General features: G+C 72.7%; 18 protein-coding genes and 1 pseudogene. 6 read left to right on the forward strand and 13 right to left on the reverse strand.

The window, feature by feature from the left end; all coding sequences use genetic code 11:
• Positions 1–2,904, reverse strand: a 2,904-nt coding sequence (locus tag FV233_RS24595; RefSeq protein WP_147899063.1) for a glycoside hydrolase/phage tail family protein, incomplete at its 3' end; no start/stop codon positions are given.
• A 97-nt stretch (positions 2,905–3,001) separates the two neighbouring features.
• Here FV233_RS24595 and FV233_RS24600 point away from each other — a divergent pair.
• Together FV233_RS24600 and FV233_RS24605 are read left to right on the forward strand one after the other, a co-directional pair.
• Positions 3,002–3,340: a type II toxin-antitoxin system RelE/ParE family toxin gene (locus tag FV233_RS24600; protein ID WP_147857503.1), complete on the forward strand. Its 339-nt coding sequence runs from the start codon at positions 3,002–3,004 to the stop codon at positions 3,338–3,340.
• Positions 3,340–3,621 (forward strand): XRE family transcriptional regulator, encoded by a 282-nt coding sequence (locus tag FV233_RS24605; protein WP_147857502.1) that lies wholly within the window; start codon positions 3,340–3,342, stop codon positions 3,619–3,621. Before FV233_RS24600 ends, FV233_RS24605 begins: the two co-directional genes overlap by 1 nt.
• Before the next feature lie 121 nt (positions 3,622–3,742).
• On the opposite strand, the gene FV233_RS24610 is transcribed toward FV233_RS24605, so the two are convergent.
• The 3 genes from FV233_RS24610 to FV233_RS24620 all read right to left on the reverse strand — a co-directional run bounded on the left by FV233_RS24610 (position 3,743) and on the right by FV233_RS24620 (position 6,019).
• On the reverse strand, positions 3,743–4,282 hold the full coding sequence (locus FV233_RS24610; RefSeq protein ID WP_147899075.1) for an NlpC/P60 family protein: 540 nt from the start codon (positions 4,280–4,282) through the stop codon (positions 3,743–3,745).
• A 5-nt stretch (positions 4,283–4,287) separates the two neighbouring features.
• Positions 4,288–5,163, reverse strand: a complete 876-nt coding sequence (locus tag FV233_RS24615) for a DUF2163 domain-containing protein (protein WP_147899064.1) — start codon at positions 5,161–5,163, stop codon at positions 4,288–4,290.
• Positions 5,164–5,377: 214 nt separating this feature from the next.
• Positions 5,378–6,019, reverse strand: coding sequence for a DUF2460 domain-containing protein (locus tag FV233_RS24620; protein ID WP_147899065.1), 642 nt, complete (start codon positions 6,017–6,019; stop codon positions 5,378–5,380).
• A 240-nt stretch (positions 6,020–6,259) separates the two neighbouring features.
• Between FV233_RS24620 and FV233_RS24625 the strand changes: the two genes are divergently transcribed.
• Positions 6,260–7,168, forward strand: a complete 909-nt coding sequence (locus FV233_RS24625) for a TauD/TfdA family dioxygenase (RefSeq protein ID WP_147899066.1) — start codon at positions 6,260–6,262, stop codon at positions 7,166–7,168.
• A gap of 81 nt (positions 7,169–7,249) precedes the next feature.
• On the opposite strand, the gene FV233_RS24630 is transcribed toward FV233_RS24625, so the two are convergent.
• From FV233_RS24630 to FV233_RS24670, 9 genes and pseudogenes are all read right to left on the reverse strand, one after another.
• Entirely contained in the window at positions 7,250–7,822 is a 573-nt protein-coding gene (locus FV233_RS24630) for a GNAT family N-acetyltransferase (RefSeq protein WP_147899067.1), read from the reverse strand.
• Positions 7,794–7,991, reverse strand: a complete 198-nt coding sequence (locus FV233_RS24635) for a hypothetical protein (protein ID WP_147899068.1) — start codon at positions 7,989–7,991, stop codon at positions 7,794–7,796. Before FV233_RS24635 ends, FV233_RS24630 begins: the two co-directional genes overlap by 29 nt.
• 109 nt (positions 7,992–8,100) lie before the next feature.
• The gene (locus FV233_RS24640) at positions 8,101–8,679 is read right to left on the reverse strand and encodes a phage tail tape measure protein (protein WP_147899069.1); all 579 of its coding nucleotides are present in this window, start codon (positions 8,677–8,679) and stop codon (positions 8,101–8,103) included.
• Positions 8,680–8,782: 103 nt separating this feature from the next.
• Positions 8,783–8,968, reverse strand: a pseudogene (locus tag FV233_RS24645) (rcc01693 family protein); the annotation flags it as partial.
• Between the two features lie 41 nt (positions 8,969–9,009).
• Complete coding sequence (locus tag FV233_RS24650; protein ID WP_147899070.1) at positions 9,010–9,342, reverse strand: gene transfer agent family protein; 333 nt, start codon at positions 9,340–9,342, stop codon at positions 9,010–9,012.
• A gap of 3 nt (positions 9,343–9,345) precedes the next feature.
• Positions 9,346–9,756, reverse strand: coding sequence for a phage major tail protein, TP901-1 family (locus FV233_RS24655; protein ID WP_147857901.1), 411 nt, complete (start codon positions 9,754–9,756; stop codon positions 9,346–9,348).
• Positions 9,757–9,858: 102 nt separating this feature from the next.
• A complete protein-coding gene (locus tag FV233_RS24660) occupies positions 9,859–10,275 on the reverse strand; it encodes a DUF3168 domain-containing protein (protein ID WP_147899071.1) in 417 nt (138 codons plus the stop codon).
• Complete coding sequence (locus FV233_RS24665; RefSeq protein ID WP_147899072.1) at positions 10,272–10,625, reverse strand: head-tail adaptor protein; 354 nt, start codon at positions 10,623–10,625, stop codon at positions 10,272–10,274. Before FV233_RS24665 ends, FV233_RS24660 begins: the two co-directional genes overlap by 4 nt.
• A 41-nt stretch (positions 10,626–10,666) precedes the next feature.
• Positions 10,667–11,227: a hypothetical protein gene (locus tag FV233_RS24670; protein ID WP_147899073.1), complete on the reverse strand. Its 561-nt coding sequence runs from the start codon at positions 11,225–11,227 to the stop codon at positions 10,667–10,669.
• A 28-nt stretch (positions 11,228–11,255) separates the two neighbouring features.
• On the opposite strand from FV233_RS24670, the gene FV233_RS24675 reads away from it, so the two are divergent.
• From FV233_RS24675 to dps, 3 genes are all read left to right on the forward strand, one after another.
• Positions 11,256–12,005, forward strand: coding sequence for a trypsin-like serine protease (locus FV233_RS24675; RefSeq protein ID WP_147899074.1), 750 nt, complete (start codon positions 11,256–11,258; stop codon positions 12,003–12,005).
• Between the two features lie 329 nt (positions 12,006–12,334).
• Positions 12,335–13,231 carry a trypsin-like serine protease gene (locus FV233_RS24680; protein ID WP_147857306.1) on the forward strand — a complete coding sequence of 299 codons (897 nt, stop codon included), beginning with the start codon at positions 12,335–12,337 and terminating at the stop codon, positions 13,229–13,231.
• 173 nt (positions 13,232–13,404) lie between these two features.
• On the forward strand, positions 13,405–13,950 hold the full coding sequence (gene dps, locus FV233_RS24685) for a DNA starvation/stationary phase protection protein Dps (protein ID WP_147857305.1): 546 nt from the start codon (positions 13,405–13,407) through the stop codon (positions 13,948–13,950).
• Positions 13,951–14,049 lie beyond the last annotated feature (99 nt).

Consider the following 14,049-nt stretch of genomic DNA (forward strand, 5'->3'; position numbering starts at 1 on the left):
GTGCTGCGCAGGATCGACCGGATCGACGCCGCCCGCCTCGATCCGGCGGCCGGTGGGGGCGTCGTCGATCCGGTCGATCCTGCGCAGCACCGTCCCGCCCGGCACGTCGGCCGGCACCGCCAGCAGGTCGCCGGGCTCAAGCTCGACCCGGCGCGGGCTCACCGTGAAGACCGCGCTGTCCCGGGCCGCGATGACCCGGTCGAGCATCGCCTCGGCGAGGTCGTCGCCGGTCTCCCGGCGGGTGACGATCGCCGCCTCGATCCGGGTCTCGCGCCGCCGCTGGCCCACCGGCCGGATCGCGGCGGCCGCGGCGCGGCGGTAATCCGGACTCTCGGAGTCGGTGATGCCGAAGGTGACCGAGCGCGGCAGGGCGCTCTCCTCGGCCCGCACCTGCCGCAGGACCGGCTTGTCCTCCGACAGGCGGACGAGGTCGGCTTCCGCCAGCACCACCGGCCGGTCGCGGCGGGGCCCGCGCAGGTGCAGGCGCCCGGCCACCGCCGAGACGTCGAGGCCGTAGACCTGCGCCAGGGTCTCCAGGGCGGCGCGTGCCGAGAGCGGCCGGTCGACGACGTAGCCGTCGAGGAAGGCGGCGGCCTCCACGGCGACCGGCGCGTCGAAGCCGAGCTCCGCCAGGATCTTCAGGACCAGCAGGTCGAGGTCGCAGCCCTCGATCCGTCCCGTGATCCAATGGCCGACCCGCCAGTTGGCGGTGTCGGCCCAGACCTTCTGAACCGCCGGGAAGGCGGGGAACGGCCGCGCGTCCCAGGACCAGACGAAGATCGATCCCGGATCGACCATCCGGCCGCCATAGACCGGCGAGACCGGGTTGTCGGCCTCCGCGAAGCCCGCCGCTTCCGGGTCGAACCGGGCGATCACGGCCTCGAGCCCGCGCAGCTGGATCAGCTCGTCGCGCAGGGCCCGCGATTCCGGCGGGTAGGCGCCCTCGGCGGATTTCGGGTCGGGGAAGACGTTGGGGCCGTTGGTGCCCTTGTCCACCGCCGGCACCCCGACCTCGGTGAGCCAGATCGGCTTGGCCTTCGGCACCCAGGCGGTGGCCCGGGTCTCGACGCCGCCGTCGCGCTCGACATGCGGGTTCGACCACCAGCCGATGAGGTCCTTGGGCCGGAAGATCCACGGCTTGCCGTAGGCGCCGTCCCGGATCGGCCGGCGGTCCTGGGCGGCGCGCCCGGCGGCGTCGGCGTAGTACCAGTCGAACGCCTCGCCGGAGGCGACCCGGGCCTTCAGGTAGGCGCGGTCGGCGATGTCGCCCGCGACCGCGAGGTCGGCGTGCTCCGGCGCGTCGCGCCAATCGGTGACCGGCGGATACCAGTCGATCCCGACCGCGCCGATGTTGGGGTCGGCGAACAGGTCGTCCAGCGGGAAGCGGATCGTGGTGCCCCCGTCCCGGACATGGGCGCCGTACTCGGTCCAGTCCGCGCCGTAGACCAGCGTGACGCCGGACCCGAGCCGGCCGCGCAGATCCGCGGCGAGGGACCGGAGGGCCTGGACAGCCGGGTAGCCGGCGGCACCCTGCACCCGGGTGAGGCCGACGAGCTCGCTGCCGATCACGAAGCCGGCGATCCGGACACCGGAGGCCGCCCACAGGGCTGCGAGGCCGGCATAATGCAGCACCGCCGCGCGGTAGCCGTTCGCGAAGAAACCCTGGACCTGCGCCTCCGCGGCGGCGGTGCCGTCCGGGCTTCCGGAGACGCCCGGGGCCGGGTCGCAGGTGATGCGCCCGCGCCAGGGATAGGGCGGCTGGGTTCCACCGGGCACGCGCGGATCGGGCAGGCCGTTGTCGGCCGGTACGTCCATCATCACGAACGGGTAGAGCAGCACGTCCAGGCCGCGGGCGGCGAGCTCGGCCACCAGCCGGGTCAGACCGGCATCCGAGGGGGTGCCGCCATAGGCGGGCGTACCGTCCGGCAGGGTCGAGACCACGTCCGCCTTGTCGCGGGTGATCCCGGCGACGCTCCAGGCCTCCGGCGTGGTGCGCTTGCCCCGGGTCTCGACCTTCGGCACCACCCGGCAGGCGCCGGCGCGCAGATCGGTGCCGAACCACGTCGCCACCACGGCGACCCGGCGCAGGTTCGGGCACAGGGCCTGAAGCGCGTCGAGGGAGGCGGTGACGTCGGTGGCGCGCTGGAGCTGGTGCCGGTTGGCCGCCTCGGTCCGGCCGAGGCCGAGATCGACGGTGACGCGGTTCGGATCGAGGGCGAACTCGCCGGCCCCCGGGATCAGGTCGACGGCGCGGATCCGGTGGTACAGGCCGTTGACCGGGCGGACCACCTCGAAGGCGAACTGCGGCACGCGGTTGCCGAAATCGGCGAGCGGCAGGTTCTCGAACACCACGTAGGCGAGGCCGCGATAGGCCGGGGCGTTCTCGGCGCCTTCTTTCGCGACGATCAGCGGGTCCGGCGCCTGGTCGGGGCCGCCGGCATGGACCCGCAGGGTGATCCCAACCTGATCGATCTCCCTGCCGTCCGCCCAGATCCGGCGGACCATCGCGATCTCGCCCTCGCACAGGCCGACCGCGAGGTTGGCGAAGTAGGCGTAGCGGGTGCGCACGGTCTTCTGGCCGCCCGCGCCCTTGGAGGCGGAGGCCGCGCGCTCCACCGTCGTGTTGGCGACCTCGCGGGCGCGCGTCGCCCAGATCAGGCTGCCGCCGATCTTCGCCCGCCCGTAGACCCGCGGGATGGGATCGCCCTCCGTGGAGGACAGGCCGGCGACGTCGGCGAGCCGCGGCCCCTCGACGAAGCGCGTGTGCCGCCCGGAGCCCGACAGCATCCCGTCGAGCCCCGCCCCCGCGGCCGCCCCGAGCACGCGCCCGACCACGGATCCGATCGGGCCGCCGAGCGCGGTCCCCACCGCGGCGCCCGCCGTGGATAGGATCAGGGTGGCCATGGCGGGCTCCGGGGCGGGGGTGGTTCGCAGCGATTGCGGAAATATACAAGTTCTTGTATAAATCGTGGTCTGAGGCGTCGATGAGCTGGATGGCGTCGTGGTCGAGCGGCCCAAAGGCGTGGTGTTTCGCGGGGGTGCGCTCGACGACCTGCGCGCCTTTCCCAGGGATGCGCGCCGCGCCGCCGGACATCAGATCGATCGCGTTCAGTCCGGCCTTGATCCGGACGACTGGAAACCGATGTCGACGATCGGTTCGGGCGTCCGCGAGATCCGCATCCGGGAGCCGGATGGCGCCTTCCGGGTGATCTACGTGGCCAAGTTTTCCGGCACCGTGGTCGTCCTGCATTGCTTCCGCAAGACGACCCGGAAAACGACACTTGCCGACATCGCCACGGCCAAACGCCGCTACGCCGAGTACGTCCAGGAGTTACTGTGATGACGGAGACACGCTTCGACAGCGTCTGGGACGCGATCGAGGATACGCCGGCGGAGGCCGCGCATATGCGCCTCCGCTCGCAGTTGATGATGGCTCTGCGCAATCACATCGAACAATCCGGCCTGAACCAGTCGCAGGCTGCGAAGATCCTGGGTGTCACCCAGCCGCGCGTCTCGGATTTGATGCGTGGCAAGATCGACCTGTTCGCGATCGACACGCTGGTCGCGATGCTCGATGCGGCCGGGCTGCACGTCGAGCTGCGCGTCGCCACGGCGGCCTGACTTGCCTGATGCGGTGTGCGTTCGCAGTGATCGCCACCGCCTCAACCGTCATTGCGAGCGTAGCGGAGCAACTCAGTGCCGCGCGCGATCTCGAAGGGTGGCGTGTCCCTGGGTCGCTTCGCTACGCTCGCGATGACGGCGCGGGAAGCCTCGACATGGACGCGCTCGGCGTCAAGCTGACCGTGGCGACCGGCACCTCGTAAGGGGCCTGCGGAAACCGGAACACCCCGGTCAGGTGCCGGCGCCACCACGCCGTGAGCGCGACCTCGGCGACCGTGGCGTGGTCGTGGGCGTGGATCATGGCGTCGTCGCCGGTGGCGATGGCGCAGTGGCGGGCCGGGAGGTGGCGGCGGAAGGCGAAGAGCAGCACGTCGCCCGGCCGAGGTGGATCGCCGACGGAGGGCACCGGCACGAGGTGGCGCGCCGCCGCCTCGGTGAGGGGATCGGTCCCCGCGGCGGCGGATTCGGCCCAGGTGGCGGCATAGGGCGGCACCGGTTCCGGCTCGGCGCCGTAGAGCCCGCGCCAGACCCCGCGCAGCAGGCCCAGGCAGTCGCAGCCGACCCCGCGCAGGGAGGCCTGGTGCCGGTAGGGCGTGCCGAGCCACAGCCGCGCCTCGCCGAGGGCGGCCGCGCCCATGTCCGGGCTGATATCCCTTGGCATCGCGCTCATCGGAACAGGCTCCCGCCGTCGAGGACGGGCTCCGAGCCCGGCACCGCCCGCATCACCGCGTCGTTGCCGGGCATGTGCGGGAAGCCCTGGAAGTTGACCGCGTTGGCGAAGCGGTCCCGGCAGGTCGCCAGCCGCTTGTCGCAGCCGGCGGTGAGGCTGAACGCATCGCCCGCCGCCACCGGCCGGGGCGGCGCGGTCCACAATTCGAGGAGCGCGTCGAGCTGGAGCCGCACATCGGCCTTGAGGCCGGCATTGGCGCCGGCCGTCCAGGTGAGCGTTCCGCCGGTGAACAGCCCGTCCGCGAAGCTGCCGGCCAGGGCCACCGCGAGGGTCGCGGGTTCGGGCAGGCCGGTGACCCGTCCGGTTGTGCGCCAGGCCGCGAGATCGACCCGGCAGCGGCCATCGCCGAGATCGGCGCCGCAGGTCGCCCGGAAGGTCCGGCCGCGCTCGGCCCCGAGCCGGTGGGCGAGGCCGCGCAGCTCCGCCACGAAGGCGTCGCCCTCCCGGCGCACCTCGCCGATCGTGCCGACATCGAGCAGCAGGCGCGTCCCGGGATTGGTCCAGTCGACCAGCCAGGTCTCCACCGTGGCGCCGTCGTAGAGGCCGCCGGCGATGTCGGCCTCGGTCAGCCCCAGGGAACTCAGCGCCCCGGCCACATCGCCGCCGGAGACCGCGAAGCCGGATTCGGCGCTGGCCTCGGCGGCCTCCAGCCCGGTGCGGGCGGCGTGGACCAGGCCCGCGAGGGTCAGGTCGCGGTCATGGTCGGTGAAGCCCAGCGCGACGCCGTCCCGCCGGTGCAGGGTCCAGCACCGGCACAGGGTGGTGACGCCGCCCGCGAGATGGGCCGCAAAGGCACTTGGAATATCGCGCATCTTTTTCCCCTTAAGGCACCTACGGGCGACTCCAGTTTGAGGCGCGACAGCTTTTGCAGAGCTCGACGCGCGCCCTCTCCCGTGCGGGAGAGGGCTGGGGTGAGGGGTCAGGTCTGTCCGGAGAGGTCGCACCCCTCACCCTGTCCCTCTCCCGCACGGGAGAGGGGACCCGCGCCTTTTCGCGGCCGATCGGACGATCCGAAATCTGCGTCCCTCACGGCACGATCTCGACCAGCGGCACCTTGGGGATCTCGCCGGCCGTGAAGGCTGCGAGGTCGATGGTGAGGTCGTCGGTGTCGAACCGGACCGGCACGTCGAAGGCGAAGCCCGCCGTGACGGCGGCGCCCTTGGCGGGGACGTGCCCGCCCGCGAAGGTCACGAGCCCGGTGGCCGGGTCGCACGCGAAGGCGTCGGCGCCGACCTCCCGGCCGGCCACCGCCACCCGGACGCTGCCGGACACCGGCTTGGCGATGCGCCGGCGATAGGGCGCGAAGCCGGACCCGTAGGACTTGGTCAGCGCGAACGCCGCCGTGGCGCCGTCGCCGGTGCCGAGCGGCTGGTCCAGGGGGCCGATCGCCCGCCCGGGCGGCCCGGAGCGGAAATCGACGCGGTCGCGGTAGCGGAAGCCGTAGAGCCTCCCGCGGCGCTCCTCGAAGAAGGCCAGCACGGCGTGGAGCGCATCGAGCCCGCGCACCCCGAACCCGGCATCGTAGCGGCGGCGGGAATCGGCCCAGCGGCCGTTGCGGTGCTCCCGCCCCGAGGCCAGCGTGACGATCTCGGTGAGCCGCTGCGGCCCGCCACTGCCGCGCAGCGACACGTCGAGGGGAAACAGCACCTCGTGGAAGGCGTCGGCCATGGCGCGATGATCCCGGAGATTGGGTCGGAGAAGGCACGTCCTGCCGGCCACCGCCGGCCGGGAAGAGTCTTTTGGAAACGGGCGAAACTTCGGAAACGCCGTTCATCGACAACCGACCGCGCCAGGGCGAAGATCATCGAAGACGACGGACGCTTCTTCGAAGACCTTGATCTCCGGCAGATCTCGCAAGATCTTTCCCGGCAGGCGTACGTCGTCCCCGATCCACCGAGGAGCCTTACGATGAGCGCCGTCCCGCAGCCGCTGCACCCCAACCTCGACATCGGCCGGGTCGCCGGCCGCATCGGCGCGGAGATCCGCGGCGTCGCGCTCTCGGGCGACCTCGACGCCGGGACGGTGGCGGCGATCCGCCAGGCGCTGGTCACCCACAAGGTGGTGTTCTTCCGCGACCAGAGCCTCGACGAGGCCGGCCAGGAGGCGTTCGGCCGGCGGCTCGGCGACCTCGTCCCACACCCGACCGTGCCGTCGCTCGCCGGCACGTCCGGCGTCCTCGACCTCGACGGCAGCCGGGGCGAGCGGGCGAGTTCCTGGCACACCGACGTGACCTTCGTGCCGGCCTATCCGGCGATCTCGATCCTGCGGGCCGTGACCCTGCCGGCCTATGGCGGCGACACCCTCTGGGCCAACACGGCGGCGGCCTACGCGGAGCTGCCCGAGACATTGCGCGACCTCGCCGACCGGCTCTGGGCGCTGCATTCCAATGTCTACGATTACGTCGGCGGGCGCGTGAACGCCCCGGAGGCCGGCCGCCAGCGCTACAACGAGGTCTTCACCCGGACCGTCTACGAGACCGAGCACCCGCTGGTGCACGTCCATCCGGAGACCGGCGAGCGCTCGCTGATCGTCGGGCACTTCATCCAGCGCATCCTCGGGCTCACGACCTCGGATTCGCAGCACCTGCTCGCGATCTTCACCGACCACGCGACCCGGCCCGAGAACACGGTGCGCTGGTCCTGGCGGCTGGGCGACGTGGCGATCTGGGACAACCGGGCGACGGTGCACCGCGCGGTGGACGATTATGGCGACCAGCCCCGGGTGGTGCGCCGGGTCACCATCGAAGGCGTCCCCCCGGTCAGCGTCGACGGACGCCGCAGCCGCGCCCGCGAGGCGGCGGCCAGCAAGGCGGCGTGAGAAGGGGCGATCACGTCGCCCGGTCGTGACAGGCGGGGCGACGTGCAGGCGCTCGCTCGCGCGCCGTCGTGAGCAGACGACTCAACCCGAGCTTGATACGTAGGGCTGAAGGTCCAGCCACATGACTGGCGCGGGCGAGGCACGGTTGCTGTCGGTATCCAGCATCGTGAAGCCCTGCTTGTCGTAGAAGCCCACGGATTCCTGCTTGGCGTTCGTGATCAGGAAGCGGCAGCCGACGCTGGTGCAAACTCGATCGACGGCGATGCTGAGTGACAAAGACAGGAGATCTCGGCCGATTCCACTTCCGCGCGTACCGTCCGCAACCGCCAAACGGGCAATCCGAATGGCGGGCTGGCTGGGATAGCGGTCAGCCCTCGGCTTTCCTTTGACGGAGTAGGTCCCGCCCAAGGCGATCTCCGCGCTCATCAGGCTGATGAAGCCGAGGATGCGCCTATCCGCGGGATCCTCCGGGACTGCGACGTAGGTCTGCGTGATCAGCTGAGCGCTGGCACGCTCCGAATCTCTGCGAAAGAATATCTTCAACGGCTTGTGCCGCTCGTCCGCAAGGGCAAATGCCACTTTGCAGTCGCCCTGTCGCATAGGACGAATGATATAGGGCGAATGATTACTTACCGCCGGCGTCGTTTCCTGCATCGACAGCGACCTTGCCCGTTTCGGTCATCGATCGCTGCAGTTTACGCCCTCTCTCGAGCGAGGCCAGCACAACCTGTTGCTTCTCGCTCGAGGCCACTTGGCGCAGGAACGTCTCCGCATCGCGGCCGGACAGCTTCACCCCGCCGAAATCTCGGGACAGGATAGCCATCGGCTCCTCCTCTCGACTGCACTGAGAACGACGTAGCAGGGCCTCCGCGTCTCGACAATGCGCGGACCCGGCACAGGACCAATTCCAGGCTTGTCCAACAGGTATGCCCTTACGTCGCCCGCTGCCCTCGCGCCACGGCGCGGGCGAGGCTCGCCGTCACCTGCGCCTCCGAACGGCGGAAGGCGCCGGGGTCGGGGGTGGCGATGTTGACCGTCACCGAGACCGGCCGGGAAGCGGGGGCGCCGGCAGCGACGCCGAGGCGGCCGTCCGGGCCGCGGTTGAGCGGCAGGATCGCCTCGGGGCCGGCCTCGCCCATCAGGCCGGCCCCGTTCGCCATCGGGAAGTAGGTCGGCGCGGCCACGACCCCGCCGGCCGCGAAGGGCTGGACCTGCCCGCCCCGGAGCACGCCGCCCCGGGCGAAGCCGGTCTCGCTGCCGGCGCCCGCCCCGAGCACGGCGTTGACCAGGCCGGTGATGCCGGAGCGGATCGGGCCGGAGGCCGCCCGGGCCGCCGCGCCGGCGAGCTTGCTGCCGATCGTGCCGAGCACGCCGTCGAGGCTGCGTCCCGAGGCGGCCCCGCGGGTGAGCGCCGAATCCAGGCTGCGTCCGAAATTCTTGGCGAGCTGGTCCAAGGTCGCGAGCTGCTTGATCCGGGCGGCATCCTGCGGATCGGGGTCGGCGTCGCTCATCGGGCGGCCCTCCTGGTTGGTCGGGGTTAGCGTGGCGCCGAAACCCGGGATCCCAAAGGGCTCGGCCCTTTGGCGGGGTGCCGGGGCAGAGCCCCGGCTCCGTTCACGGGCCCGGATCCGGATAGGCGGCGAGCAGGCGCTCGAACGCGGCGCGGCTCAGGGGCTCCGGGCCGCGCCGGCGGCCGAGCGCGGCGGCGAACTCCCGGGGCGTCGCCGCCCAGAAGGCGGCCGGGCTCCAGCCGAGCGCGCCGAGGCCGAGAGTCAGGGCGTCGTCCCACGGGAAGGCCGAGGTTCGAGCCGGCGCCGACGCAAAACCGTCTGGCGCCGGCCCTACCGAGGGTTTGCGAGGCCCGGCGCCTCCCCGAAGGCGGCGGCGAGGACTTCGGCCAGGGCGGTCGAGACCGCGTCCAGCCCACCGGCGAGGGGCAGGCGCGCCACCGCGTCGTCGTCGAGGGCGTGGCCGCCGCCGCGCAGGGCCGCGCCCAGCAGGGCGATCAGGTCCCGGGCCGAGACCCGGCCGCCGTCGAAGCGCTCGGCCAGGCCGACGAGGTCGCCGGCCTTGAGCGCGCCCTCCAGCTCGGCCAGCGCGCCGAGGGTCAGGCACAGGGTGTAGCGCTGGCCGGCGAGCTGAAGCGGCACCTCGCCGCGAATCCGGTTGGCCATGGCTCAGGCCGCCGTGAAGGCGAGCACGCCCGCCGAGTCGAGGCTGATGTCGAAGGTGACCTCGCCGGCATGGTCGCCCCGGTATTCGAGGCTCGCGATCTGGAACGGGCCCTCCAGGGTTCCGAAGGCCGGCACGACCACCTGGAAGGTCTCGATCGCGCCCTCGAAGAAGATCAGCCGCAACCGAATGTCCGAGGCCTGATCGCGAAAAACCCCGGATCCGGCGATCGCGGCCCGGCGCACGCCGGCGCCCGCCAGCAGCTCGCGCCAGCGGCCGGTGGAGTCCGCGTTGGTGACATCCACGGTCTCGGCGTTGAGGGTGATCTGCCGGGTGCGCAGGCCCGCCACCGCCACAAAACCGCCCGCGCCGTCGCCGGCCCGGAGCAGCAGGTCCTTGCCCTTCTGTGCGCCCATCGGGCCCTCCCCATGCTTTGGAATCGAACGTCGTCGCATCGCCTTCCACTGGCGTTCCAGGCGTCCGGGAACGAGGCGTGGGGGGCAGGCACCGCGCCCACCTCAAAGAACCTCGGTGACGGCCTCGATCGTCAGGGTGGCGCGGGCCTCGCCGGTGCGGGCGTCGCGGCTCGCCGTGATCGCCCGCACCCGCAGGGTGACGAGGCGGCAGCCCTGGAGCGGCGGGGCGGCGTCGGTGAGGAGCGCGGCCATGCGCGCGGCCGCGTCCAGCGCGGTGCGGACCGAGCCGGGCTTGGCGATCACCGCGATGGCGTGGCTGTGGCGATGGCGCTCGGCGCCGTCGACGGAATCGTCCACGCTCTCGGTGTCGCCGAACAGGGCGTAGACCGGCACCGAACCCCGGGGCGGCTCGTCGTGGAGCCGGACTTTTCCGCCGAGCAGGGCGGCCAGCGCGGCGTCGCCGGAGAAGCGGGCGATCAGGCCGGCGCGCAGGGCCAGGAGCGGGCTGGGGTCGCTCACGACGCGCTCTCCCGGGCCAGCTCCTCGACGTGGCAGACGCGGTCGCGGCCCCTCGCGTCCGGCTCGCTGACCGCGCGGATCGCGAAGCGGCGCGGGCCGGCGGCCAGCCGCATGGTCGGGTCGAGGGCGACCCCGGCGCGCAGGGTGACTCGGTAGGCGGGCAGCGTGTCGGTCCGGCCCCCCGCCGGGCGGTCGGCGAGGCCCGCCGGGGTGATCGCGCCCCACAGGACCGGGCCGGCCACGAAGCGGCGCAGCACGCCCCCGAACCCGTCGGGCTGCTCCAGGGGCCGTTCGAGCACGAAGCGGCGGCGCCGGGCGCCGAGCGTAGGGTGGTGCGGATTGGGCGCCATCGGGGCTGCTCCGGTCGGTCGCATGCGGGCGGGGCGGCGGATCACAGGCGCATCCGTCGGAACGGTGCGGCGAGGTCGGCGGCATCGGTGCGGGCGGCATCCGCCTCGTCGCCGCGATGCTCGTAGCGGGCGGCGGCGAGCCGCAGGATCGCGAGCCGGAGCGGCGCCGGCAGCGGCGGGCCGTCGCCCCCGAACCCGGCCGCGACCTCGATCAGGATCGTCCGGCCGGCCGGGTCCGGCACGCCTGCATCGATCAGCAGGCCCGGCGCCTCCACCGGCTCCGGCCCGAGGCGGACCAGGCCGGCGGCGAGTTCGGTGACGCCCTTGGCGTCCGCGAAGCCGGCGCGGACGAGCGCCACGAGCGGGCTCAGCGGCACGGCCAGCCGGCCGTTGGCGGGCCAGGCATCGAGGGCGATCCGGTAGCGGCCCGGGACCAGGATGCGGCGGGCCTCGATCTCCAGGCTGGCCCGGACCGCGGTGATCAGGGCCTGGAGCAGCCCATCCTCGGTGCCGCCGTCGTCGGCGTCGAGGCGCAGGTAGGCCCGCAGCTCGGCCACGCTCACCGGCTCGACCACGGCCCCGTCGGCGCGTATCGGGATCATCGCGTTGCCCCCTCGCTGGATGTCTCGAATGCCGGTCCCGAAGCGCCGCCGGGCGGCCCTCACCGTCCCGGCCACCGTCCTGGCTGCGGCCCTGTCGCTGGCGGCCGGCCCGGCGCGCGCGATCGTCGGCGGCGCCGAGGCGCAGGCCGGCGGAGCCGTGATGGTCCTGTCGTCGAAGGGCGGCGTCTGCACCGGCGTGGTGCTCGCCCCCGACACGGTGCTGACCGCCGCCCATTGCGCCGCCGCCGGGCAGGAGCACCGGATCCATTTTCGCGACGAGGCCGGGGCGCCGGTCCTGGTCGAGGTGGCGGCCCGGGCGATCCATCCGGGCTACGATGCCGGCGGCGCCTCGGGCCGCCGGCGGTCCATCGACCTCGCGCTCCTGCGCACCGCGACGCCGCTGCCGGCGCGCTTCGCCCCGGTGACCTTGAGCGCCGCGCTACCCCGGGCCGGCGAACGCCTGACCCTGTCGGGCTACGGCGCCGCCAAGTCCGGCGACCCGCGCTCGACCGGAACCTACCGCAGCGTCGGCTTGCCGGTGATCGAGCCGCACGGGCCGAGCCGCATCCTGGTCTGGCTGAAGGGTGCGGCCGGTGGGGGCTGCCAGGGCGATTCCGGCGGCCCGATCACCGGTCCGGACGGCGCCGTCCTGGCGCTGGCCGCCTGGATCGGCGGGACCTGCGGCGGCCTCACCCAGGGTGTCCTGGTGGGACCGCAGCGCGGCTGGATCGACCGGGTGTTGGTGGGATGGGGCCGGGATGCGCGGTGGGGCGGCTGACGGGCCGCCCGTGGCGTGCAATCGCGAGGCAAGGCCGCGGTTCGCGCTCTCGTGAGTCGAGACGACGGCCGAGAACTCAAATCGTCATTCCGGGGCGCCGCAGGCGAGCCCGGAATGACGGGGTCGGGGTGTGAGCCGACAGATCCACCGTTGCTCGGCCACGCGATCGAAGCTCCACCGCTGCCGATCAAAGTCTTCTTCCAACTCGCATCACCTGCCCATCCGGAACCGCAGCTTGGCCGGTTCATTGCCTTGCTCTAGGCTCCCTCGGCGCCGCGCCCCTGGCCGCGGCGTCCCACCTTGCGCCGCGAGCGCCCCCGGAGTGCCCGATGTTCCGTCGCCCGATGCGCAAGGCCGGCCCCCGTGAGCGTCTGTTCGGCCTGGGGCTCGGCAGCGCCCTGCTGGGCGCCGTGGCCGGACTGATGCCGGCGCCCGCGTCCGCGGTGATCAACGGCACCACCACCCGCGACCCCAACGGCGCCCGGACCTTCGCGGTGCGGATCGAGAGCACCGAGGGCGAGATCTGCTCTGGCACGCTGATCGCCCAGGACCTCGTGCTCACCGCCGCCCACTGCGTGATGCGCCCGGCCGGCTACACCGTCATCAGCGTGGACCGCGGCTTCCGCCAGCACCGCACCCAGGTCATCGCCGCGACCATGCATCCGGACTTCGTGCCCGGCACGACCCCGGAGGACCAGCCGGGCGTCGATCTCGCCCTGCTCAAGCTGGAAGCGCCGCTCGGCGCCGACTACGTGCCCCTCGATCCGCGCGGGGCCGCCTCGATCGACACCGGCGCGCCGGTGGACATCGCGGGCTTCGGCGTCGTGGCCGAGAACCGGCGCGACTCCGCGCGGATCCTGCGGCTGGCGCACCTCGTGTCCATCGGCTCGCTGCAGGTCGCCAACAGGGTGACCGTGGTGACCGACCGGCGGCGGATGGCCGAGACTTCGGGCGCCGGCGCGTGCCTGGGCGATTCCGGCGGCCCGATCCTGGTCGGCGGCCCCGGCGGCTACCGGATCGTCGGCGTGGTCAGCTGGTCGAGCGGCGCCCTGCAGCAGGGTGCGCGCCGGACCGCCTGCGGCGGCTTCACCGCGGTGACCCCGGTGGCGGAGCATACCGGCTGGATCGCCACCCGGTCGGCCGAACTGTCGCGGATCCCGGTCGGCGAGGCCCTGCCCCGGGGCAACCGCTCCGACTGGATGGCCAAACCCGGCCGGCACCGCTGAGCGCCGAGGGGGCTGCGCCGGATTCCGGGACGAAACGCGGCGCCCGGACGTGCGGATGCTCGGAACACCGGGCGCGCCGTCGCGTTTGTGCAACGCAATCGCGTTAGATGAGGACCCGCGGCCGTACCGGCATATTCGCGACCGTCCGCACGCATGTTCACGGAGTAGATTTCATGGCTGAGACCGGCAAAGGCGACACCGTTCGCTCGCACAAGACCCGTAACAACACCGATTCGAACGCCAAGCAGGTCTCGGTCGAAGCGCTCAACGCCCGGCTGGCGGACGGCATCGACCTCGCCCTGGCGATCAAGCAGGCGCACTGGAACCTCAAGGGCCCGCAGTTCATCGGCATCCACGAGATGCTGGACGGCTTCCGCACCGAACTCGACGACTTCAACGACAAGGTCGCGGAGCGCGCGGTGCAGCTCGGCGCCACGGCCTTCGGCTCGACCCAGGCGGTCGCCGAGAAGACCAAGCTGCCGGCCTACCCGACCGGCATCTACGCCATCGCCGACCACGTCGCCGCGCTGATCGACAGCTACGCCGCCTACGCCAACGCGGTGCGCGAGAACATCGACGAGACCGACGAGGCCGGCGACGACGGCACGTCCGACCTGTTCACCGAGATCTCGCGGGCGGTCGACAAGCACCTCTGGTTCCTCGAGGCTCACGTCCAGGAGCCGACCGGCACCCTGCGCGACGGCAACCCGGGTCGGTAAGCGCTTCGGTCGAGAGCCAAGCGGATTCGGTAAGTGCACGCTCCTTCCCTCCCCCCCTCTGCGGGGGAGGGTGGGCCGGCCGTTAGGCCGGGTCGGGAG

Source organism: Methylobacterium sp. WL7, from assembly GCF_008040085.1.
Taxonomy (GTDB): domain Bacteria; phylum Pseudomonadota; class Alphaproteobacteria; order Rhizobiales; family Beijerinckiaceae; genus Methylobacterium; species Methylobacterium mesophilicum.

Bases quoted from the DNA above. Each gene is read 5' to 3' on its own strand.
- FV233_RS24655 (WP_147857901.1), bottom strand. From the start codon at position 9,756: ATGGGCGCACAGAAGGGCAAGGACCTGCTGCTCCGGGCCGGCGACGGC.
- dps (WP_147857305.1), top strand. From the start codon at position 13,405: ATGGCTGAGACCGGCAAAGGCGACACCGTTCGCTCGCACAAGACCCGT.
- FV233_RS24665 (WP_147899072.1), bottom strand. From the start codon at position 10,625: ATGGCGCCCAATCCGCACCACCCTACGCTCGGCGCCCGGCGCCGCCGC.
- FV233_RS24620 (WP_147899065.1), bottom strand. From the start codon at position 6,019: ATGGCCGACGCCTTCCACGAGGTGCTGTTTCCCCTCGACGTGTCGCTG.
- FV233_RS24675 (WP_147899074.1), top strand. From the start codon at position 11,256: ATGCCGGTCCCGAAGCGCCGCCGGGCGGCCCTCACCGTCCCGGCCACC.
- FV233_RS24630 (WP_147899067.1), bottom strand. From the start codon at position 7,822: ATGCAGGAAACGACGCCGGCGGTAAGTAATCATTCGCCCTATATCATT.
- FV233_RS24640 (WP_147899069.1), bottom strand. From the start codon at position 8,679: ATGAGCGACGCCGACCCCGATCCGCAGGATGCCGCCCGGATCAAGCAG.
- FV233_RS24610 (WP_147899075.1), bottom strand. From the start codon at position 4,282: ATGCCAAGGGATATCAGCCCGGACATGGGCGCGGCCGCCCTCGGCGAG.
- FV233_RS24615 (WP_147899064.1), bottom strand. From the start codon at position 5,163: ATGCGCGATATTCCAAGTGCCTTTGCGGCCCATCTCGCGGGCGGCGTC.
- FV233_RS24635 (WP_147899068.1), bottom strand. From the start codon at position 7,991: ATGGCTATCCTGTCCCGAGATTTCGGCGGGGTGAAGCTGTCCGGCCGC.
- FV233_RS24625 (WP_147899066.1), top strand. From the start codon at position 6,260: ATGAGCGCCGTCCCGCAGCCGCTGCACCCCAACCTCGACATCGGCCGG.
- FV233_RS24670 (WP_147899073.1), bottom strand. From the start codon at position 11,227: ATGATCCCGATACGCGCCGACGGGGCCGTGGTCGAGCCGGTGAGCGTG.
- FV233_RS24650 (WP_147899070.1), bottom strand. From the start codon at position 9,342: ATGGCCAACCGGATTCGCGGCGAGGTGCCGCTTCAGCTCGCCGGCCAG.
- FV233_RS24605 (WP_147857502.1), top strand. From the start codon at position 3,340: ATGACGGAGACACGCTTCGACAGCGTCTGGGACGCGATCGAGGATACG.
- FV233_RS24680 (WP_147857306.1), top strand. From the start codon at position 12,335: ATGTTCCGTCGCCCGATGCGCAAGGCCGGCCCCCGTGAGCGTCTGTTC.